A 23485-nucleotide genomic window follows, 5' to 3' on the forward strand; every position below is an offset into this window, starting at 1 on the left:
ACAACAGCCTCCTTTCTATCAGTACCTCATTAATGAGAGTAATTAAATTATTCATCCTTCATAATTAATCATTAGATATTTCCACAAAAAAACTAAGGAAAATTAGTGATAATATTATTTTTTAAGCATGATAAATTAAAAAAGGATAAATGGTCTACACCCATTTATCCTTCTTTTTACTTTACATCTATTGAATTCATAGTACATGTTCTCCTCTTAATGCATCACTTTGTTTCCAAATTTTAGATAAAAAAAGATACTACACACTTACTGCATTGAATATTCAGGGATATATGAGTTTATATTTTCACACCATATTAAGTTCATCCATAACTTTCAACTTTTCATGTAGTAGATTAAAAATTTCATCTTTATAGTCACATTTCTTCAATTTTTTAATTGCTTCTTCCTTTATTTGTGACACTCTTTCAGTTGTTATCATAAGTGCTTTTGCAATTTCTTTATGCAAATACACTTTACCATCTAAAAGACCAAAACATAGATTTAGTACCATCTTTTGTTTTGGGTTTAATACTTCATCAAATATTAACCATATCTCGTAATTTAAGTCTTCAATTACCATCTCATTTATTGAAGGAATTGTTGATTTATCATCATGGGATGAATTTGATATACCTATATCTTCATTTATTGTATCTATATCCAAAGTCATAGTAGTAGCTCGCTTATAATATACGTTGTGCCTAATGACTATTTCGCTAGTTACATCTAACTCTTTTACAACTTCCTCCACCGAAGGGGGTCTGTTGTACATTTGTAAATATTTATCTTCTAATTCGACATATTTTAAATTAAATTGATTCACATAGTTAGGTATTTTAAAAGGTCCCGACCTTTTTTTACATATAATTCCTAACATCCTTTTTTGTATCCACCAAAAAGCGTATGTGGAAAAGCAATAGCCTAAAGCTGGATTAAAATCTTCCATTGCCCGTAACATTCCCTCATTTCCTTCTTGAACCAGATCATCAAACTCTATATCAGGGTGCTTGTTTTTGTACTTTCTTGCAATAGATAATACTAACCCTACATTCACATGAAACAAATAATCACGTAGATCCTTTTCACCATGTTTGTACCGCTGAAATAAATTTAAACTTTCTTGCTTTGAAAGTACCTGATAATTTCCTATTTCCTTAATTTCAAAAGTGTTACCTTCTGGATAAGCCATTGGCTTAATACTTCTTGCATTAGAACCTTGTGTTATAGTTTTATTTAATGACTCATCACGATTCAAGCTGCTATATGATTGATTCATACTTATTCCTCCCTTCTCATTTTTAACGAATTGTTTCTAAAAACATCTTTGTCTCCTTTTGTAACTTACTAATCAACTTACAATTCCTTGCGCATGTATTGGCCACTTCTTTATGTGCTTTCGTTTTTCTCAATTCTATATAAGTATCGCATCCTTTGCAGATGCTACTAATACCTTCCATTATTTCTAATTGTCTTCTTCTTTCATATAAAAACTGCTCTTTCGTTTTCTTCTCGTTTACTCGTCTCCCCATTTGTTTCACCTCGTATACATGAATAGTATTATTTAGTAATTAAAAACTACTATTGATATTACATAGATACGAAACTCCGCCCTAAATCTCTTCCAAATTTCTCCTGTATATATATGATATAGGATTATAACAAAATGTAAAATAAATCATTCTAAAAATTAAAAAAATTACCGAGATATTAAAATATCCATCATTCCCTTATGATTAAACTAATTATATTTATATAAATCATGATGACTATCAAGAACACGTCTAAAATAATAGATGTTTTGTATTCTTCTATACAAAACATCCGTTTAGAAAGAGAAAAAAATAAATTTACTTTTAAATCTTCCAAATTTATATTCTTCGAATCTCATATGTAATTTTTGTATAATTAACATAGAAATTTCGATTTTAAAAAATTCACTCATTCTAGTTATACTATAGAAAAGTAATTAATCATTTATATCCCCCTATTAATATGTTTTTTAACTTATTTCAATTAAAATAGCGTTTATCTCACTTTCTCTATTGCTGGAATATAATCGTTTAACAGTAAATCATCTAGTCCCTTTCCAAGAGTAATATCCCAACTTGCATAATTAATACTTATCCCTTCTTGATACAACGTTTGGGCACATTCTAATAACGACCGCTGAACATCTGAATTTGTAATCATATCCATATCTAAAGCGAACGTCGCCTGTCTAACTCCCATTTTTTTCAATGGTTCAATTAATATTCTCCATACTTTAACCCCTGGTATTGATACAACTGTGATACCATACAATACTTTTTCCTCATTTGTTAGAAGCTCGTCTAAATTTTCTGCAGCAATATCAGACTTTAGAGCGCCTTCTGAAATCCATACATTATCCTTTTGTATTAATTCTCCACGTTCCCAGTTTTTCAGCTCCCGACTAGGTACTGCTACATGTATTGGCAATGGGTTCCCTGCTCCTGTGCCATGAAATCTCCCACCTGAGCTAACCCAAAAATATTTACTTTCTAACTTTAATTGTACTTCACCTAATTTTTCACCCTCATAATTAATTTCATACCATTCTTTAAAATCGACTTTACCTTTAAATACAGACTCTATCTTCCCATTGATTTTATAGGTCACTTCTATAGTATTGGGTTGCTCAATAACTTCTGCCTTAAGGCTTGGTTTATGATTTTTTACAACTGTCATATATTCAGGATCATCAATTCTACATTGAAAACCGCATATCTGATTATATATATTTCTCTGCGGTATTAATAAAGAATCTCTCCTTCCTGCAAACGTGAAATATCTTCTCCCCTTCGTTTCTTTTTCATAAAATCCTGGGATTCCAACAATATAGCTTGTTTTCCCTCCTACTTTTTTTATTAACTCTTTCGTAGTATCCCAAGGTTTAATAGGAAAACTTTTGTAATTTCTAACATTTATTACTTCCTTTGTAATCCTACGTTTTGATCCGCTTAACATTTTAATATGTTCATCTCGCACGTCTAAAGATTCTAGGAATAAAGTGTAAATAATATCAAGGGTGTAATCACTTTTCTTCCTATGTTCCTTAATCATCTGATCTTGAGAAAAGTCATATCCCCTTTTTTGCTCTTCAGCTAATTTATGTAAATAGCCCGCTTCCCCGAATACTGTTTCTGATGAAATTCGCCCACATATTATTTTAGTTTCAGAATCATTAACCATGCACCATCCTTGCTTACCACATATAGGGCATGTTGTTCTATAAAATTCAAACCATCTCTCATTGCTTCCCTTATCCATGCTTCTCACTGGTCTTAATATTCTATTTGCTGCTAACTTTTCAATTGACATCACATCTCTCCTTTTCCCTTAATCAAATAAAAAAGCCCTTTGGAATACGGAGGTTAAATACCACACAAACGTGTAATTTAATCCGTAACCCGAAGGGCTTTATGTAATCATTAGAAAAAAATTTACATTTTATAATAAAGAATATACTAAAAATTCTCATTTAAATCTAGTGATTAATCATAATATTCTTTATTTAATCAAATAATATTCTAAATATTATTAAACCCCACACTATTATGAGACATGAGCATTTCACTACTTAACTCTTTTTGAAGCTAGAACTTCTTCAGAATTAGATACTATTCTAGCAATCTATATTTACCAAGATATAAGGATCCCCGTTATTAACGGTTCACTAATGTTTCTCTGCTGATTTTTTTAATACAGTATATACTCTACTAACTAATTAATGGCACTATCAAGCGCATTCTTGTTAACCATAAAATATTACCTGTAAACAAGCATTATAATTTTATATTTTGTCCAAAATTAATTAGTCCTACTTTTTAACATTTTAGACCACGGACCATAAAACACTCATATAATTATCAATCGCATGTTGATATTAACAAAAAATTAATACATCTCATCCACATTTGACATTGACATATCAACTGAGATTAACATATAAACTAGTGCGCATCGGCATTATCGCTAGTATCATCAGATTGACATTGACAGAACATTAACAAATGGAAGCTTTCCAAAAATATTTGCGCCTATCTAAACTTCAAGATTTATATTAATTGAACAATAGTCCATTGCGACAAATTGTACGGAAGTGGGTTAATTAACAAAATAAACTTCAAAAATTCCCCAATGCTAGTAAGACATAAAAAGAAACATCATGAAACTATCAATCGCATGTTGATACCGATGAAAAGATAACTGGTTTTCAATCTCTCATTTGTCATTAACATGTTAACTGAAATTAACATGTTAAGTGATTATTTTCTTTTGTTATCAATATCATTTTGAATAAGATTGACATAACATTAACAATAAGGTTTCAAAAAAGAAGCATCGTTTATAGCTTTCAAGATTTTAAAATCTATATCGGTTGATTTTTTCTTCTGCGGCAGTTTTCTTGAAGTGAATCTAGTAACGATCTATTCTAGAAAATGTCTCGACACCATTAAAACATAGTTGGAAATTTAAACGTGATAATAAATGATGACAGCATTTTACCCTTTATTTTTCATTGACATATAATCTAAAAACAACACATAGAAAGGAATACTGTCTATATTGTTAATCTCATATCAACAATTTGCGTTTAACATTAATATGACATTAACAATTAAGTAGTTAAAATACGCATAAATATAGATCTTAAGTCTTTGAGATCTGTATTAGTTATAAATTCATCTACCACAACAGATTTCTATCGAAAAACCAAAAAACACTTTAAAAGAACTGTAATTGTGGTTAGAAGCTAACAAGGAATCCATACAATTGATGGTTTCTTATTAGTGACATCAAAAAAATAACAGCTTCCTTTTCATTTATCATTGATATATAACCTGAGATTAACATGTTAAGTACTTACTTTCTTTTGTTATCAACATTATTCTAATTGATGTTGATAAGACATTAACAATAAGGCGTCAAAAAGTGACAGTGTTTATGAATTTCGGGATTTCAAAATCTATATTGGTGAAAATTTTCTTCTGTGGAGGTTTGCTCGAGGCAAATTTAGTGATGATCTATCCTAAAAGATGTTTTCACACTATCAAAGCATAGTTGAAATTTAATCGCATTGACATATAGTCTAAAAGCAAAATGTAAAGAGACATACTATTTAATTATTAATGTTATATCAACAATTTGCATTTAACATTAATATGACATTGACAATTAAATAGTAGAAATGCACGTAGAAACAGATTTCGTTTTTTTAAAATCCACATTAGTTAAAAGTTTTATCTACCACAACAGATTTCTATCGAAAAATAAAAAGGAAAACACCCTAAAAGAACTATAATTGTGGATAGACATAAACAAGTGATCCATACAGTTGATCATTTCTTATTAATAACACACGAACATTAACAGTTTTCACTTTATTTATCATTGATATATTACCTGAGATTGACATGTTAATAGGGCTAGTTATTAATTAATAGTAGTTTCATATCAACAATCGTTAATTAATATTGACATGACATTAATAATTGTTGATTCTAAAGTTGGGAATATACATACAGATAGAGTTTTAAATTCTACATCTATTAAAGGACTTTTTATATAGTAAAATTCACTGCATAAACCGCGGAAGATACCATTCTTGAAAACATTTTGATAGTAATAAAAAACAATGAATCGCTTTTTATTACTTCCGATTTAAAAATAGTAATTGTATAAATCAATTTTGATTATATAGAGATCACTTGTAAAGGGTGATACCCCTTAAAAAAGTAAGTCTACATTAAACCACATAAAAGTACTTCAATAACCTTCACGTGCATTCTAAAGATCTACTGAAACCAATTAGCTATACAGTTCTTGGTTTTCTACTACCGGGTATCAAAAATTATAATAAATATAGGCCTTTATTTACTATTAGTATAGGCTTTTCTCTTTAGATTTATACATACTTTTTAGCTTTTAAATCTTTAAGTTTAATGCTATATCCTTATAATTTATTTACAAATCCCTAATATTTTCTTATCATTAATATATTGTAGACTAATTTGTTAATTTCATAGCAACAATAATCATTAATAGCTAACGGATTATTAACAGGACATTAACAATAGTTAATTCAAAAGCCTGATTTATCAATTTCATGTTAACAAGTGATGCTTTATATATCAATGACACATTTCATGTGAATGTCAATCAATAAAGGTATTGAGGTTTATATCGTCGAAAGACACTTAACATGTTAATCTCACTTTATATGTTAATTACATTTTGCTATGGCCATTATATTTCAAGGAGGTATAACGATGATTGAACAAGATAACAAAAATACAAATGAACATATGGAGTCCAATAATACAAACTCTAGTCATGAAGATACTTTTGAAAAAGCTTGGCGAATAACAGAGTTTTCAAAACTAGTAGGCCGACATCATAACACTGTATACAATTGGTTCAATATCCTAGAGGAAAAGGGGTTACACGGAACATTAAGAACCAATAATACAAATGAAAAGCTATATAACACACTGGATTTAGACATAGCTTTATTTATCAAGCTAAAGAGGGATGAAAAGTGGTCGCTAGATGCAATTATTGAGCTTTTACCACATCAATTTGAACTAAGACCAGTTTCTCCAGAAAATCAAACCAGTGAAGTCTCAGCCCAATTAAACATGCAGGAAGCTGCAGCGACTATTGAAAAAATAGTAGAGCAAAAGATTCAAATGCATTTACAAAACATTGAATTAGAGTATCAAGGAAAGTTTGAAGAGGCTATACGTGCAGTGCTACCTGAACCAGAAGACCCTGAGAAGTTAAAAGAGCGCCAAAGACAAGAAAGACTAGATAATATAATTATTCAACATAGGGCGCGTACAGAGTTAAGAAAACAAGCTGAAAAAGAGTGGAATACACAGCCAGAAGAAACTCGTATTAAAAAAGTTGGTTGGTTTAAAAAAGAGGAAGATCTTGCGAGAAAACAACTTTTCATAGAAAACTATATTGATGAGAACATGATTGAATATATGAAAAATGTAATGAAAACAGAAAAATAAGCCTGGACAATTCCAGGCTTATTTTTTATTTAGTTCCGAACATCTTATCAGGATCCATAAATGCCGCTAATTCTTCATCATCTTGCACTTGTGGTTTTTCATCTTTATCTGATTCTAATTCAAAGTAATCACCAAAGTTAATATTGAAATCATCGTCCGAGTCTTGCGCTTCAATAGTAGTAATTTGAGACTTTGTATATTGAATCTGACTTTGTTTTTCCTTAAATTCATTATATTCTTCAACTAATCCTTTTGATAATCGAGATGGTAATGCATCTGTCTTATAGAAAGTATACACGCTACCCATAAAATCATTTTTACTCACTAAATAACCATTAAAAACAGTTCCATTGATTGGTAGTTTATTTGTTACTTCTACTTTTGCATCATCCATAAATGAATCATCAATGTTCTTCTGTTCATCTAAAATTGCTAACATCCCAAAATGATGTACCTTTGATGCCTCTAAATCTCCATTTTCATTTGTCTTCATCAGGTCAATAGGGTGATGGAATGAGCTTCCTTTCAATGATTCTGAGAACATATCTACAATTTCTTTACTATTTTCAATTTGGTTCATATTACGTGAAACCTTATTAATTACTAAACAGCCTGTCTTTTCTAGTAAAATTCGTTTAAAGTCCTGAGAATCTAGAATTACTGATGTTCCTGAACCATTAGCAGCTGTATTTAACTCATGAATAATATCTCCAATGCGTTGGTTTGCATAGTCTCGTGAGTTTCCAATGCCTTTTTTCTCATTTTCGTTTAATCCCTTAAACTCATCATAGAAGTGTTGATTATCCGCAAATACAACAAATGCTACGCCTTTAGCCGGATCATTTGCTAACTTCCAAATTTCTTGTGAGAACTTATTTACTTGTCGCAGTACATCAGGTCCATCTGCTCTTACTGGAAGTGTAACCACAATACCCATTTTAATGAAATCCTTACGTTCAATTGCATTATTGAAAGCAATTTTTGCATACTTTTGTTGATTTTTTATTAATTCTTCTCTAGGAATTTTCATTGCCATACTTTTAAGTTCTTCAGCAATTACAGGTTTATTATGAAAAGCAGAGAATTCTTCAATTGCTTGAATAATTGTAGATGTACCTGTACCACCGCCTAAACCTGCAAAAAATAGTACTAATTCATCAGTTGGTCTAACACGTTCCGTTATAAATTCTTTTAGTTTATCTTTAGCTTCTTCATTAGATTCTAACACCTTTACAGCACGCTCAGGATTCTTACCTAAACCACCTAATTTTAGTGAAACTTGGTTACTTTTCGGCACATTTTTCAGTTCAGCTAAATCCCCATCATTACTATTCAACGCTAGGCAATTATAAACTGCTGTACCGTCTGTATGCTTATACTCAGCAAACTTATCTACCATTCTAGTTCCAGCTTGACCAAAACCAACCATAGTCATTTTCACAGCTACTTCGTTTTTCAGAAAGTTTTTTGCCATTATTTTATCTCTCCCTTATTCTCATTACTTTTTTTACGTTTCCCTAATTCAACTAATACTTGTTGTCCCCTAATAGTTGAAATTAAAAACTTATACGGATGCATAATTTTTTCTGTTATTAATGACATTGAAGCTAAAGTAGCAACACTACCTTCTGCCGATCTTCTTGAAATATTAGTTCTTTCAAGTTCTAATGAATAGGATTTACCCTTAGGTTTCTTTACTCTCCTATCAATAACAACACTTTCTACTATTTCATTTATTGAGATTCCTCTCATATACTTTGTCTCTTGGTATTGTTTGTTTACTTGAGATCCTATGTAATGAAATACATTGTAGAGTATTTCGTCTCCTTCAATAATGTCTGCAAACATTTCCACAACTTCTTCAGTGAATTTGTTTTGTTTATATTTTTCACTTAATACCTCGTTCAAGTTGTCTCCCCCCCTTAAAACGTTGGTTAATTATTCCTAAAAATATATTACATCATTGTAAGACGTATATCAAGTCATTATATATAAGCCTTATATTAAATTGTTATATACAAGACGTATATAATGTTTACAAAATGTAAAATTGAAACAGTGTCCTATATATCAACGCCAAATATATAAGACGTACATGAAAGTCGTTCATATAAGCAGTGAACAAAACATGTTAATATCAGGTTTCATATAACTAACAATAACTATTAAATAATAAATATGAGTGCAGTATTTATGTATATTTTTATCTAGAATTATAATTCCGATATATAATACTCCTAAAATAACGTACTATTATCATGGTCATTTCATTTATACACTTTATATATACGAACTACATATAAGACGTATATATAAACACTTATTATTAAAGGTTTTATATGCTTTTATATTAATCTCATGTCAATATAATATTACCGCGAATTATTACACACCCTATTTAAAGGTCTTATATGAAAGACTTATTAATAAGACGTGTATATAACCCTATAAAAAAAGAGTAATACTTCTTAAGTATTACTCTTTTAACTATATAGTTTTATATAAAACACTTAGTTTATTAAAAAGATTTTTATGATCCTGCTTCTTTTTCAATAACTCATTTTTCTGTTGGTTGTCTACAGAAAGGAAAGGGGATGTCAATGTCATGTTATATTTCGTCATTTCTTTTATTAATTCCGTAGTTATTTCTGAGATTTGCAGAAATAACACATAAAATTGTGATTCATTTTCATTCATTTGTTTTTCTCTGAAATTAAGTTCTACAAACTTGTCAGTATAACTTGTCAATTTCATGTCAATATAATCACTATAACTCACATGTAAAGCCATAAAGCGATTAAACTCTGATAAACTAATTAATTTCTTTGTTAAACATAGATGTACTAAATAAATCTTGTATACAGCTTTAAATGAAATAACATATTTAGTTCCTTTTTTTATTAACTGGATGTATTCACCGTATCTGTTAATTAAATACCTTAATTTATTAGGTTTCAGTCTCAATAGTCTACTAACTTGTGAAGTATTGTAGATTTTATAAGGATCTAGAGCAGCAAACTGTAATGGAATTATCTCATATTCGTTATTTAATGTGTTAGTTACCATGTTATAAAGAACGTCTGTTTCAAATTCACTTTGTATAATTGTTTTTATTAGCCCATATTCTGTGTTCAAATTCCGCATTTTTTCACCCCTTAAATCAGATTTTAACATGCAAAATATGAAATATACACAATTTTCATTTACTTTATTATGTTTATTTACTTATTTCTTTTATGATGTGATTTTTCCTTCTGATAAACAAATAGCTCTACAGAATTAAATACAATTTTGTTTAATACTTAATATCATCTATGCAAAAGAATATTCACTGTACATTTTATTTATTTTTGTTACTCTACTCATATATGACGAGATACATATGATGAACCCTTTTTTCATCATTAGAGTTCGTCATATGTTCTTTTATCTATGTCGAAGTATAAATGACGAACTTTAATAGTAAATTCCCACTTGATATCATTGATTTTAATTACCTACACCTGACGAAATAACATGTGTTTTTAAACCGAGAGCCCATAGGGATAATGAATTACTTTTTTGTAAATTTCAGTTAAAATATACACTAATCATTTTTATGTACTGAACTGCTTAATTTATCCAACATTAATTACTTTCATTTCATGACAATTGTACCTGATTTTATGCAGATTTCCGTATTTTATTTCCATATCAAGGGAGTGTTTAAAATTGAAAAAATCATTTGATCATGCCGTTAAATATATCGTCGGAGAGAATGATCGTGGAGTTTATTTTAATCGTTCTGATATTTTTACAGTCTTATTTTTATATGAACAACGAACAGTATCTCAAATTCAATTAAGAAAATTTTATGAATTGATAAGTGGGGAGCCAATAAGTCGAACTACATTTTCATCAAAGTTAACTAAGTGGGCAAAAATGAAATTAATAAAAAAAGAAAATATAAGTGTGAGAAAAAAGCGTGGCTTTACATTGGATTTCGTTTCTATAGCTTCAAAGGGAACAGAAGTATTATATCGTTTAAAATTAATTACTGATTATACCACCTCGTTTGTTACCAAAAGGCAATATGAACACAATATAGCTATTACACAATTTGTGCTAAATCTACTTGAAGCAGAATCCCAAAATGAACATACCGGTGCAATTGTAGGGGGTAACGGCGATTATCTTTTTCCATTAAACTCAATTGTGAAGCAAAACTTACATTTACCTAACCTAATGTATTCCAATTCAAATGATGTTTACTTCTTATACGAAGATGAAGAGTATCGCGAAATGTTTCAGCCAGAACTTCAACCCGTTTCCTTCCAACCAGATCTACCTCAACTCGTTTATTCATTTCGTCCATCTAAAGAGTTTTACCTAGATTCAAAGGAAAACCCATTAATCATTCCTGATTGGGTTCTTACATGTAACGATTCTATTATCAATATTGAAGTTGATACGGGAACAGAAAACATTCCATTTCTAGAAAACAAGCTAAAAAAATATCTTGATATCGCTGCTTCTAATCCGTCTAAACAGTTTTACGTATTATTTTCAGTAATCGATGATTCCTATCACACAATTTCTACTTACAAAAAAAGAACTACTCGTGTAACAAATTTAAAAAAGGCTTTCAGCAATATACCACGTTTAAGTGTAGTGAATAACCTAAATGTTTACGTAAGCAATATGGGTGGATCTGCACTTGTAATAAATAATATTCTTCATGAAATTCGCGAAATTAATAGTTTAAACAAAAGTCATTTGCTCAAAAAAATCGCTGAACGTTTAAACATAAATTCTTCTTTCCCTTATTCGGTAGAGTGGATTTCTAATAAAAATGAAATTCAAGCGAAAGGGATTCAACATTCTAAACTACTTGAGCTAACAGATGACATTTTGGTATTACGAAAAAAAGCACCTGATGAAGAAAAAAAATCTTTAGATTACTTAGAAATATTATGTATATTAACAATACTTAAGGTAGGGGAGGTTAACACACACTATAAATTACAGCAATTATCAGGATTTTTGGCCATGCAAAATCAACACCGAACACTAAACCCAATAAAGATTTTGGGGATATATGAAGCGGATGAATTAGAGCATGGACAGCAAGCCATATTTACTGATTTGTATCACAATTCCATAGCACCAGAGAATATATTATTGGCTACTTCTGCTGAATTGCTTAATTTCACCGCTGCTTTTTATTCGTTAAAAGAGAGGGTGAAACAAGAATTTGGAGAATGCAGTTCAAAAGAATGCTGAACTCAATAATGCACCAGGTAATGGGGAGGATCCAAAAGCCGGAAAGAGTAAAAAAAATTCCTATACAGTTACAATCGACATTACAAAAAGCTGGAAATATCGTTTAGCAGCCCGCTCATCTTACTATGTTATAACATTACTACTTCTGCTAGCTTGGTATTTTGCTTTTAGAGGAATATATAAATACGCTTCTTTCTGGTCCATACAAATGGGGGCTCCGTTACCTACTTTAAGTATCTTCGGTAATCCGTTTGAAACTAATTATTACCTTGAAACCTTTTTTAGTTTTTGGATTTTAATTTATACTTGGCAACTATCAACCAAGGTTAAGACCTACCAGGAGATAAAGCGTAGATGGTTTATATTCTCGATGATGTTAATTGGTATAGTTGCCCAGTACTTATGGGCGTTTAGTGTTCCATTAGCTAAGATATTTATTCCATTCTTACATTCGAAAGCTGGAGAAGTTTCACTAAATGACAAAGGATTAGAGGATACTATACTTTCAAATTTTAGTAATATCATGCACCTTGTATTTGCAATACCTGTAATTATTATTATTCTCGTACTCTTATGGCTCTTTAAGATTTTTTATGAACATAAAAAAGAGCTTTTAGATGAATTCGGAAAATGGGAATACGTATTTAAAATACCTGGTTGGATGCTTTCCTTTTTGAATGATGATCGTCAACGAAAACTTGCTACTTCATTACACAAATTTTTCACTGAGAAAAATCCATCAAAATTGCCAGAACCCGATATCTTTCTTGGTCCTAACAGTGCTACACGGGAAATGGCAGTTATACAGGGCAAGTCTCTAACGCTTAATATAATGATCATCGGTAACATTGGTACAGGTAAATCAGCTGCACTTGGATTACCAATTGCCAATCAAATTCTTGACTATATGGCATTAATGATTAATAACTTTAAAACCTTATATGAAAGAAAAGATTATCATTCAGAGGATGTAAAAGGAACACAGGTTAATGGTCTTACAGTTATCGAGCCATCTAATGACTTCTGCGAAAAAGTATATAAATTGGTATTAGCACACAAGATTCCCGAAAGTGTTATTTTCTATTTAGACCCAACAAATCCTGATACCCCTTCAATAAATTTTGTACGTGGTCCAGTTGATAAAGTTGCTGAGATGTTATGTTCAGTATTAACGGGTCTCTCTGATAATGGGGCAGGAAATCCGTTCTTCGTTCAATCTGAGCGTTCCCATCTTAAACAACATATTTATTTGTTAAAACTCCATGATTCTAGATTTGAAGCTAGATTTGAGCATTTAATTGATATGTATAATGATGCTAATCTCGTTTTTGAGATGCATCTCAAATTAAAAGAACGACTTCCAAATGATATTGAATCTATTCCAGATAGAGATGAACGAAACCATTTTCGCATCATGAAACAAGTTGATGAATGGTTTGATTTAAATTATGTTCCTGAAATTTCTGGTGGCCGTGGGGGAGGGGAAGTTGTTTATCATACTGAAGGGAAATACTATGGGCAACCAAAGATAATTGATAAACAAGAAACCTTTGTTCGCGGTTTACGAAACACATTAAATGATATTTCTGCTCAACCTCTGCTCCGACGTGTTTTATGTGGTCCATCGGATTTTGATTTCGAGAAACACCTGGAATTTGGAGGTATCCTTTTAATCAATACAGCAAAAGGGGAACTTTCTGATCTATCTGATGTATTCGGTAAATTATGTTTATATGCCGTGCAGAATGCTGTTTTCCGTCGTAAGCCTAACGTATCTCCTTACCATCCGGTTTTAGTCGATGAGTTTGCGGATTACATTTACAAAGCATTTAAAAGTTTTCCTGCTCAATCACGTAAATATAAAGCACCTTTAATTGTTATTGCACAAACCATTAGTCAATTAGCAATTGAACATGGCCCAAGATTCATGGATATACTGTTAGGTACATTTCGTAATAAACTTGTTTATGGTGATGTTACAAATGAAGACGCTAAATTATTTAGTAAGCTAATGGGTACGAAAACAATTTATGAGGCACGTGAAGGTGATCAAGAAATTGATATGGTAACAGCAGAAACAAAAACACAAAGTACTCGTAGAACATCCTACTCTTATTCGAAAACTGAGGTACCTATTCTTTCTGAAAATGACATTTTAATTCAAAAAGCATTCCAGTGTGCTGCTAAAATTGTAAAAGATAATGCTCCTCAAGGAGGAATACAAGTAAATGCGAACTTTGTTCCTGCCTCTGAGTTTAAAACAGCTAAGATTCAAGTTGATGCAGAAGCAGCTGCTTATTGGTTAAAAATTCGTGAAGAGTCATTGAATACGGAAATTAAATATAATGATTATGTCACAGATACAGATGTTGATAGTGAAGAAACTGTAATTGAAGAATTAAGTACACCTAAAACAGCACCTACTGCAATAGAAGGTTGGTTACAAACGTTAAATTCTGATACTTACGATTTTTATAGTAATGAAGATGATACTGACAATGGAGGGGAGTTAACAAATAATCAGTCTGTTCAAGATTACTCAAGGAATTCTGCTCCTACGCTAGAAAAAGAAGGTGCTACAGCATCAATTGCTACTTCTAATACAACAGAATCCGCAAAAACTAATGAATTAATCGATGTTCAGAAAGAAAATGTACGAGATACAAGTAAACATAGAGAACCTATTGAACTTAACAAAACAGCACCAGTGATTACTGAAACTCCAATAGAAGTGCCAAGGGCGAAGCATACACCACAATATAGAGAGCCTGCTTACACATCGACTGTAACTCATAATCAGCAAGAACAGGAAATTCAACGAACCGCAGAAATCAATGGTAAAAATACAACATCTAACTTAACAATGCAATGGTTACAGCAACAAATGGCTGCTACTGTTCCTCAAGATGATGAAAATACATTACCTTTAGATGAAATGGATGGTGGCTCTCGTCTTCACAATCGTAAAGTAGCACAAGTAACTCCAGAAAGTGCGGCAATTAAGGATAAACTTAGTCAATATATCGAAGGTGACATTGATCGTGATTGATACACTAAGCATATAACGAATATTTCTACTGATAAAAAGGTGTGGGGCGTAAACTCATACCTTTTTATCGTTTTTCCGCAAGAAGACTCCTTCCTCAATCACGTGCAGGACGTAGCCCAGTGATAGGTGGGAGATGAATTGCGGTTGGCGTTAGCCAAAGGTATTTAAACACATCATGCCTTATAGTATAATCAGGCGTATCAATGTTAACTAATGGTGGTTCTCCCATTAATGTAGTTAGAAAACACATCGAAAATCAAGGAATGAAGTGAGGTGAAAGCATTGTTAGTCAATAAGGCTTATAAGTTCAGAATCTACCCAAATAAAGAACAGGAAATACTGATTGCGAAAACAATTGGTTGTTCTCGTTTTGTCTTTAATCACTTCTTAGGTATGTGGAATGACACATACAAAGAAACTGGTAAAGGTCTGACTTACAACGCTTGTTCTGCTCAACTGCCGCAGCTCAAAATAGAGCTAGAGTGGTTGAAAGAAGTTGACAGTACTGCTATTCAATCAGCACTTAAAAACCTCGCAGATGCATATAAACGCTTTTTCAAAAAGCAGAATGACAAACCACGCTTTAAATCTAAGAAAAACAATGTTCAATCTTATACGACTAAGCATACAAATGGCAATATTGCTATTGTAGATAATAAGATCAAGCTACCAAAGCTTGGTTTTGTTAAATTTGCAAAAAGCCGTGAGATAGATGGACGTATTATGAATGCTACTGTTAGACGAAATTCCAGTGGAAAATACTTTGTGTCAATTCTTACAGAGGTTGAAATACAACCACTTGAAAAAGCTGATTCTGCCATCGGCATCGACCTAGGAATTACTGACTTTGCTATCCTTTCTGATGGTCACAAGATTGACAATAATAAGTTCACTTCTAAAATGGAGAAGAAGTTAAAACGTGAACAACGTAAATTATCAAAACGTGCATTAATTGCTAAAAATAAAGGTATTCATCTTCTTGATGCGAAAAACTATCAGAAGCAAAAGCGTAAAGTTGCTAGATTACATGAAAGAGTCATAAATCAACGTGACGACTTCTTAAACAAGTTGAGTACAGAGATTATCAAAAACCACGATATCATCTGCATCGAAGACTTGAACACAAAAGGAATGTTGCGTAATCATAAATTAGCTAAATCAATCTCTGATGTATCTTGGTCTGCTTTTGTATCTAAATTAGAATACAAAGCAACTTGGTATGGCAAAACAATCGTCAAAGTAAGCAGATGGTTTCCATCTAGTCAAATATGTTCTGATTGTGGACATCATGATGGCAAGAAATCTCTTGAAATAAGAGACTGGACTTGTCCTATTTGTCATGCAAACCACGATAGAGATATTAATGCTAGTAAAAATATTCTAGCCGAAGGCTTACGAACATTAGCCTTCGTTTGAAAAATCATAGAACCGTAGGAATCTACGGAGATAGCTTGGTAAATAAGAGAAACCGCTGTTGGTAAAGAAATACATCAACAAGTATGCTCTGTTCCCAAGAATCTCCCACTTCAATCAGACCGTAAGGTCGATAAGTGGGGGTAGTTCAATATTTCATATGTAACTTTCACTAAGGGGATCATTTCTTTATGCTAAAATTTAATTGAGTTTGTGTAGAAAGAGAAAACGGATTAAATATTAAGGGTTGGAGGAATGACATTGGAAATAGCCAAATTAAATTTGTCCATTGATAGTATGCACTTTTTACTTAATCATCAAATTAAAGGAAACGAATTCGAATGGCTCAATGTAGAATTTTACACCTATTCAAATGGTTTTCTTTTAGATGTAGTGGAATGGACAAAACAAAATGATTTTTCTTTATCGATATTGGATAAAGAATATACAGAAAAGTTTTTAGCGAGTTTAGAAAAGTTTAAACCATACCTTGTTATTGGGAGCAATATAGACTCAGGTAATCTAATTACTATCTACCAACCCACAGGAGAAATATATGAGCTAGAACATGAGATTACGGAAAGAGTAGAAAGATATTTTGTTAATTCTTCTATAGAGAAAATGTATTGCTGCTTCAATTACTTTAAAAAGTATTTGGTTCAACTAATAGAGCAAGAACACTACATAAGTCATGACCTAACAAACAATTTTTACGAACTAAAGAACAAATTAGCGGAGTTTGATACTAACATATTAATAAATGATGATGACTACAATAGACAATTTTGGAATTCCTTATATCACGGCAAGTTAAACTTTTTTTTGAAAAAGTCAAAGGGAATATAGATTATCTCTAATTGAGATACTTACATGAAATAACGTTATTTCAAAGTGTAAAACGACTTTTTAAGAAACAAAAGCAGATTATGGAATGGCTCCTTACTGGTTAAAATTTCACTAGAAAAATAAAATAATAACAGTAAGGAGTGGTTTCTTAATCCCGCATTGCACCTGCTTCTCGGGAAGTCATTGCTCCTTGTCCTTCTCTTACATCATTTTGAATTTCTTGTTTCACTTTTTGCGCATCAGTTTCTGCAAAATTTGGTTTCATAATAGAACTAGACTTTTCTACAGCTTTTTTATTATGTTGCATACAAACCCTCCTGACTTTAACATTTAACAATCTTATTATGTGTAAAAGTACACATGATATCCATCGAGCGTTCGAGGACGTTCATAGAGTAATACAGGCAGAATATAAACAAACTAAAAAGAAGCAGGTACCTCTCCATTTAAAGGTATCTGCTTCTCTTTACATAGATTCTATAATCATTTGTCTTTCATACCACTTGTTTAGTTTTTCATTAACACTTTTTGAAATACGCTTCATTTTGTTATTACAGAATCTTGATAGCGTAGCAGGGGATAGGCCTATTTCATCAGCTATTTCACGCATTGTTTTATTTTGATGCATATGCTGATACATAATTTTTTCTCGTATCATATCTTCTGACCCTTCAGGAGTTTGTTTTACAGTCTCTGCAATATAATGGTCCTCCGGATTCTCTTGCATACCTATTGCTTTTTTCTTTACCATACTATCTATATTATTCATCAATTCTTTTGGTGGTAAGATAATGATTCCTAATTTTGAATAGTAATTCTTAAACCAATTACGTTCTCCTATCTTTGTTTCATCCAATTCCTCAGCATACGCCCAATGTGAAATTACGTTTTCTTTTTCTAAATCAATTAAAACATTTTCTAGTTGTTCACGAATTCGAGTTGGACGACCCTTTGTAGTTGTAATACCCATTACAGATAGTAAACCTTTTTCTCCACCAATGGAGTATGGTCTTTTTAAAGTACTGTATTGCTGACGAATTCTCCACTGCCATGATAAATAACGAATTAAACGTTTATGAAACTTATGTCTATAGCTATTATACTCTAGTGCTTTTTTCGATAATAAAGCAGTTGTACTATTAGAGCCATACAAATAGCCTGATAAGAAACTACCTGGTTTAATCTTACAGGATTCTATTCCCATATATTCATTAGTATTCTTATCTCTCCATAACACTACTGAATCGAGTACGAATAGCCTTTTGATTACTTCACGTTTTACTTCGAATTGTTGTCCAGTTTCTGCTTGATCGTTCAGTACTACAACTTCATTATCATCATTCAAATAAATAAAGATACTAGCTAAAGCTGCTATACGTTGTGCTATTTTTATTTTATCTTCTGCTCGATAATACTCTACACCATTTGCAGATGCTTTTGGCATATTGCACAATTCCAATACATTTTCATAACTAAAATCTATGAATTCATCCGGTGATTTAGCTTGATTTAACCATTGTATTGTAATGGTATCCAAACAGTCTGCTGTAAGATCATCCATATTACTAATTACTCCATCAACCAATATAGACCATCTTTCTGCTTCGTTTGTGTTAACTAGTCTCAAATCCTCATCCTTGTGTGAGGATAGTTGTGCAACTCCACTTGAATTTTTCGTTTCTAATGGTAATACTGGTTTTGCTACTGTTTCATCTTCCTCAAAATGATTTTTTGCTATTCCATCACGTAGTTGATAATACATTGCGTCATTGGTTACAGGATAGTAATCATCAGATATATCTTCTATATGTTCTGTTACCTGACTATCTTCAAAAATTGAAATTTGAGTTGGTTCAACTGTTTCAACTTTTTCTCCGAATTCTTGTTCAATGATCTTATCTAGTACATTTTGAATCTCAATTTTATATTTATCCAAATTGGCATAAATGTTTAACAACGATATTCCTTGTTCTTGTTTCTGACCTAACCAAGAAACTAATGTCGAAAAGGAAGGGGACATATTAGCTGATGTTACTAATTTATCGTGATTCTCTTGTACTTCTTTATAATATTTATTCCATTTGGCCCATAACTGCTTGTTTTCTTCATAAATTGGAGCAGCAAGTAGGAGGGCATCACTGAACAATGCTAACACTTTCTCCATATTTAAATACCTCCTAACAATGTTAATTACAAATATAATTTGAATCGTAAAAATGTGAAACGTCATAGCTATATGATGGCTATATAACCTTTAAGTTGAAATGTTATCTGAATAATTCGCACAATTACTGATTTTTACTCGTTCTATTGTGGATTATTTAAATTCTCTTTACTTGTCTTTAATTATATAAAACTGCTTCTATTTGTAAAATCACTACTTTACAATACAATTTCAATTTTTAAAAGTAATTTAGTTAAACACACTGATTTTTTTATTAATATCTAGAAATCTTGTTACTTTAAGTCACAACTTTAATACCCCAGCTGCTTCTTACTTGAAACTCCACAGCTTTATCTTGGCTATTACTTCTTATTTGAAACTGCATAGCTCTATCATGGCTATTACTTCTTACTTGAAACTATATAGCCTTATCATGGCTATTACTTCTTATTTGAAACTATATAGCCTTATCATGGCTATTAACTCTTATTTGAAACTCCACAGCTTTATCCTGGCTATTACTTCTTACTTGAAACTATATAGCTTTATCTTGGCTATTAACTCTTATTTGAAACTTCACAGCTTTATCTTGGCTATTAACTCTTATTTGAAACTCCACAGCCTTATCATGGCTATTAACTCTTATTTGAAACTTCACAGCTTTATCTTGGCTATTAACTCTTATTTGAAACTATATAGCTTTATCTTGGCTATTAGCTCTTATTTGAAACTATATAGCTTTATCTTGGCTATTAGCTCTTATTTGAAACTGCATAGCTTTATCTTGGCTATTACTTCTTACTTGAAACTATATAGCTTTATCTTGGCTATTAGCTCTTATTTGAAACTGCATAGCTCTATCATGGCTATTACTTCTTACTTGAAACTATATAGCCTTATCATGGCTATTAACTCTTATTTGAAACTCCACAGCTTTATCCTGGCTATTAGCTCTTATTTGAAACTACATAGCCTTATCATGGCTATTAACTCTTATTTGAAACTACATAGCCTTATCATGGCTATTACTTCTTGCTTTTAATAGTGAATAGCTATATTGTGGTTACAATTTCGTAATTTATGAAACGTTATAGCTATATGATGGCTACAACTTTAAAAAAATGAAACGAGAATATCCTGAAAATCATTCACCTAAAAAAAATTTTTTTCTATGTAATTTAGTAATAAACGTTGAGATAAAGCCATTTCATTAAATATGAAAGAAAACACACTAAAATCATTATAGCTATATGATGGCTACAACTTTCACTTTAAAAACCCAAACAAATCCATATATACCAAGGGTTACAGCTATTTCTTATTAAATTCAACTTGTTTTAAAAACATGAAACGTTATAGCTATATGATGGTAGGAAACATGAAACGAAATGAAACGTTTATAGCGGTATGATGGCTACAACTTTTCATTTAAAAACAGCGATAACCCTCTATATATCAGTGTTTATACGAAATCCATAGAAATTTCTTACTCAATCTAAAACATGAAACGTTATAGCTATATGATGGCTACAACTTTAAAACGAAATTAGCGTAAAACCCTATAAAATCAATGGTTTAGGAAGATTTATTCCACTACATACCACGTTTCATATTCCAAAAACTTCATAGCCCTATGGTGGCAACAAAATTTTTTTCATGAAACGTCAAATCCCTTGTCCCACAAGGGATTGAGGCACGTTTCATTTTTTAATTTTTCCTCTTAAAGGGACAGATTTCACCAGTATTCGATTTGATATAATCAAAAATGAAATTCTATATCTAATTGTGGGGAAAACTGCAACTTAAAATAAAAGGAGGTGAAAAAGATGGCAAAACCTTTCGTTATAAAGAACAAACGTAGTTTAAATGGTGAAACAACAACACCGGTAATTGTAACAATTAAATCATGGCAAAGGTTAGTAGAAGCTTTAGAAGGTAAGTATTATAGTTTTAAAGATACTTATCTAGAAGACATTGTGAAGTCAATGTCCTATGAAGAACGAATTGCGGATGAAGAGGGATTTGTTGCAAAAGCCAAGCCATCTTTTTCACTGAAAATGAAAAAGATTGTAGATAAAGTAAGTGAATTTGATAAAAACGAAGGCAGAAAACATAAGCTATATGGAATTACAAATGCTGATTTAGAAGTATTTCTATTTCTTCATAAAAAATGTAATACATATGGTGAGCTTTCACATGTATCAATCCACATGCTTTGGGAAGATTATAAAAATTATAAAGAAGCATTTGCACATATTCACCACTCACAATTTTATGTAGCTTTGAAGAAGTTAAGTTTCCATAACATCATTACAATCGAAAATGAGTACAGTGGTAAATATAAAATTACCTTAACTGATTTCATGAATAAAGAAACGAATAAAGCAAATGCCTATACATTTATTAGCCCGATAGTATTTACCAAAGAATTCTTTGAGTTATCCATTGCAGCTAAGAAACTATTCATGGATGTAGCAATGCAGCAGAAACGCGAAACTACCCTGAAACGTTCTTTATTCAAAGTTGATGAACAAGGAAACTCAACTCACTTTGGTGGTATGTATCGTTACTTACATAAAAAATATCCACATCAGATTCGTGCTGTACTTGAGGAATTAGAAACAAAACTTTCTGCAACTGGATCTCCTTTATTTAAAATTTGTAAGTTAGAAAAAGGGAAGAGGAATAAAAAGCAATACACAACATTGCATTTATCTGTACATCCTGATTTCTTATGCGCGAAAGAAGAAGGAGCAGAATACCGTGATCCTTTTACACCACGAGATACATATAAGCGTAAAGTTAAATTCATTGAGAACTTGTTAGTTGAAATGAATATTGCTGAATTTGCAAAGGATATGAACCAATTCATTAACGTTTTAAAACACTCTTGTCACCGTCAAATTCGCCAAGTAGTTCGTGGCTTACGAGAAATGATTGATCGACAAGAAGGATATCCTAAAAAGCTTGTTTATACACTAAGTAAATTATTAAAGCAATCTTCTCAATATCGTGTATTAGACACAGCTGCTAAAACTGGAATTTATCCTTTAATTACACACAATGTACCTAAACATGATCAAGAAGAGGCCATTTTTAAATTTGGTACTCATTTTGCTATATACTCTTTACGCAATGTTCAAAAGCTATTCCGAAAAGCGCATGACCTGCTTCATGCGAAATATGCTGTACCTGTAACTATAGATACATACCATCGTAATTACATGCAGTATCAAGAGGAATCACTATTTAGAAAATATGCTTATGAGCAAGGAGTAAATATTAACGCATATACAGCATTAGAAATTGAAATTCGCGAACTTTTAAAGTCTAGTGGGCATAAAGGAAGTCAAATCCCTAGCGATATTCGTGAACTGTTCATTGAAAAAATTGATAAATTGCCAAAGGAAAAGATTCGTGTAATTGAGGTCCCTGAAGACTTTAATTTAATTCAGTTTCTACAGTCCTTAGAAGCATATTACCGTTCAACAAGTGAAGTACCACATACGGTTGATCAGCTGCTTCCAGCAATGTAATGATACAGCTCTCTATTTTTGAAAAAACAAAAGTGGAGGGCTATTCGTGTTGGAGATAACATGTGGAGTGTATTACTTCAAGCAGAATAGAGAGTCAGTTTTTAATCTTAATGATTACTACTCTCTATTTTTTATACAATTTCATACATTACACGTTTAATAAAATAAGATA

Annotated in this window: 14 protein-coding genes; 6 read left to right on the forward strand and 8 right to left on the reverse strand. The window is 31.4% G+C overall.

The genetic code is table 11. The annotated features are described in order from the left end of the window. Positions 1-307: 307 nt before the first annotated feature. The 3 genes from AC2CGR_RS23165 to AC2CGR_RS23175 form a co-directional block, all read right to left on the reverse strand. On the reverse strand, positions 308-1279 hold the full coding sequence (locus AC2CGR_RS23165) for a sigma-70 family RNA polymerase sigma factor (RefSeq protein WP_484481232.1): 972 nt from the start codon (positions 1277-1279) through the stop codon (positions 308-310). 22 nt (positions 1280-1301) lie between these two features. Then, positions 1302-1532, reverse strand: a complete 231-nt coding sequence (locus AC2CGR_RS23170) for a hypothetical protein (protein WP_000533687.1) — start codon at positions 1530-1532, stop codon at positions 1302-1304. Positions 1533-2028: 496 nt separating this feature from the next. Then, complete coding sequence (locus AC2CGR_RS23175; protein ID WP_484481233.1) at positions 2029-3342, reverse strand: DNA primase; 1314 nt, start codon at positions 3340-3342, stop codon at positions 2029-2031. Between the two features lie 2951 nt (positions 3343-6293). Between AC2CGR_RS23175 and AC2CGR_RS23180 the strand changes: the two genes are divergently transcribed. Continuing rightward, positions 6294-7043 carry a MerR family transcriptional regulator gene (locus tag AC2CGR_RS23180; protein ID WP_071680032.1) on the forward strand — a complete coding sequence of 250 codons (750 nt, stop codon included), beginning with the start codon at positions 6294-6296 and terminating at the stop codon, positions 7041-7043. A gap of 25 nt (positions 7044-7068) precedes the next feature. Here the strand turns inward: AC2CGR_RS23180 and AC2CGR_RS23185 are convergent, their stop codons facing one another. From AC2CGR_RS23185 to AC2CGR_RS23195, 3 genes are all read right to left on the reverse strand, one after another. Next, positions 7069-8517, reverse strand: coding sequence for an FtsZ/tubulin family protein (locus tag AC2CGR_RS23185; protein WP_484481234.1), 1449 nt, complete (start codon positions 8515-8517; stop codon positions 7069-7071). Continuing rightward, the gene (locus AC2CGR_RS23190) at positions 8517-8951 is read right to left on the reverse strand and encodes a hypothetical protein (RefSeq protein WP_001006721.1); all 435 of its coding nucleotides are present in this window, start codon (positions 8949-8951) and stop codon (positions 8517-8519) included. The genes AC2CGR_RS23185 and AC2CGR_RS23190 overlap by 1 nt, the downstream gene beginning before the upstream one ends. A gap of 579 nt (positions 8952-9530) precedes the next feature. Further along, positions 9531-10217, reverse strand: a complete 687-nt coding sequence (locus tag AC2CGR_RS23195) for a hypothetical protein (protein ID WP_061402396.1) — start codon at positions 10215-10217, stop codon at positions 9531-9533. A gap of 537 nt (positions 10218-10754) precedes the next feature. On the opposite strand from AC2CGR_RS23195, the gene AC2CGR_RS23200 reads away from it, so the two are divergent. The 4 genes from AC2CGR_RS23200 (at position 10755) to AC2CGR_RS23215 (ending at position 17613) form a co-directional block, all read left to right on the forward strand. Further along, the gene (locus AC2CGR_RS23200) at positions 10755-12305 is read left to right on the forward strand and encodes a replication-relaxation family protein (RefSeq protein WP_071680031.1); all 1551 of its coding nucleotides are present in this window, start codon (positions 10755-10757) and stop codon (positions 12303-12305) included. Beyond that, the gene (locus AC2CGR_RS23205; RefSeq protein WP_484481235.1) at positions 12277-15354 is read left to right on the forward strand and encodes a type IV secretory system conjugative DNA transfer family protein; all 3078 of its coding nucleotides are present in this window, start codon (positions 12277-12279) and stop codon (positions 15352-15354) included. Before AC2CGR_RS23200 ends, AC2CGR_RS23205 begins: the two co-directional genes overlap by 29 nt. A gap of 282 nt (positions 15355-15636) precedes the next feature. Further along, the gene (gene tnpB, locus AC2CGR_RS23210; protein ID WP_042996137.1) at positions 15637-16770 is read left to right on the forward strand and encodes an IS200/IS605 family element RNA-guided endonuclease TnpB; all 1134 of its coding nucleotides are present in this window, start codon (positions 15637-15639) and stop codon (positions 16768-16770) included. Positions 16771-17022: 252 nt separating this feature from the next. Continuing rightward, positions 17023-17613 (forward strand): hypothetical protein, encoded by a 591-nt coding sequence (locus AC2CGR_RS23215; protein WP_061402393.1) that lies wholly within the window; start codon positions 17023-17025, stop codon positions 17611-17613. A 148-nt stretch (positions 17614-17761) separates the two neighbouring features. Here AC2CGR_RS23215 and AC2CGR_RS23220 read toward each other — a convergent pair whose 3' ends face one another. Next, positions 17762-17920 carry a hypothetical protein gene (locus AC2CGR_RS23220; protein ID WP_001164454.1) on the reverse strand — a complete coding sequence of 53 codons (159 nt, stop codon included), beginning with the start codon at positions 17918-17920 and terminating at the stop codon, positions 17762-17764. A 159-nt stretch (positions 17921-18079) separates the two neighbouring features. Beyond that, the gene (locus tag AC2CGR_RS23225) at positions 18080-19777 is read right to left on the reverse strand and encodes a helix-turn-helix domain-containing protein (RefSeq protein ID WP_071680029.1); all 1698 of its coding nucleotides are present in this window, start codon (positions 19775-19777) and stop codon (positions 18080-18082) included. Between the two features lie 1826 nt (positions 19778-21603). On the opposite strand from AC2CGR_RS23225, the gene AC2CGR_RS23230 reads away from it, so the two are divergent. Further along, on the forward strand, positions 21604-23313 hold the full coding sequence (locus AC2CGR_RS23230) for a hypothetical protein (RefSeq protein WP_001118188.1): 1710 nt from the start codon (positions 21604-21606) through the stop codon (positions 23311-23313). Positions 23314-23485: the final 172 nt, after the last annotated feature.

It is taken from the genome of Bacillus sp. LSHTCR4, assembly GCF_057197025.1.

Coding starts and splice junctions, on each gene's coding strand:
- AC2CGR_RS23165 (WP_484481232.1), bottom strand. CDS start 1,279: ATGAATCAATCATATAGCAGCTTGAATCGTGATGAGTCATTAAATAAA.
- AC2CGR_RS23170 (WP_000533687.1), bottom strand. CDS start 1,532: ATGGGGAGACGAGTAAACGAGAAGAAAACGAAAGAGCAGTTTTTATAT.
- AC2CGR_RS23175 (WP_484481233.1), bottom strand. CDS start 3,342: ATGTCAATTGAAAAGTTAGCAGCAAATAGAATATTAAGACCAGTGAGA.
- AC2CGR_RS23180 (WP_071680032.1), top strand. CDS start 6,294: ATGATTGAACAAGATAACAAAAATACAAATGAACATATGGAGTCCAAT.
- AC2CGR_RS23185 (WP_484481234.1), bottom strand. CDS start 8,517: ATGGCAAAAAACTTTCTGAAAAACGAAGTAGCTGTGAAAATGACTATG.
- AC2CGR_RS23195 (WP_061402396.1), bottom strand. CDS start 10,217: ATGTTAAAATCTGATTTAAGGGGTGAAAAAATGCGGAATTTGAACACA.
- AC2CGR_RS23215 (WP_061402393.1), top strand. CDS start 17,023: ATGACATTGGAAATAGCCAAATTAAATTTGTCCATTGATAGTATGCAC.
- AC2CGR_RS23220 (WP_001164454.1), bottom strand. CDS start 17,920: ATGCAACATAATAAAAAAGCTGTAGAAAAGTCTAGTTCTATTATGAAA.
- AC2CGR_RS23225 (WP_071680029.1), bottom strand. CDS start 19,777: ATGGAGAAAGTGTTAGCATTGTTCAGTGATGCCCTCCTACTTGCTGCT.
- AC2CGR_RS23230 (WP_001118188.1), top strand. CDS start 21,604: ATGGCAAAACCTTTCGTTATAAAGAACAAACGTAGTTTAAATGGTGAA.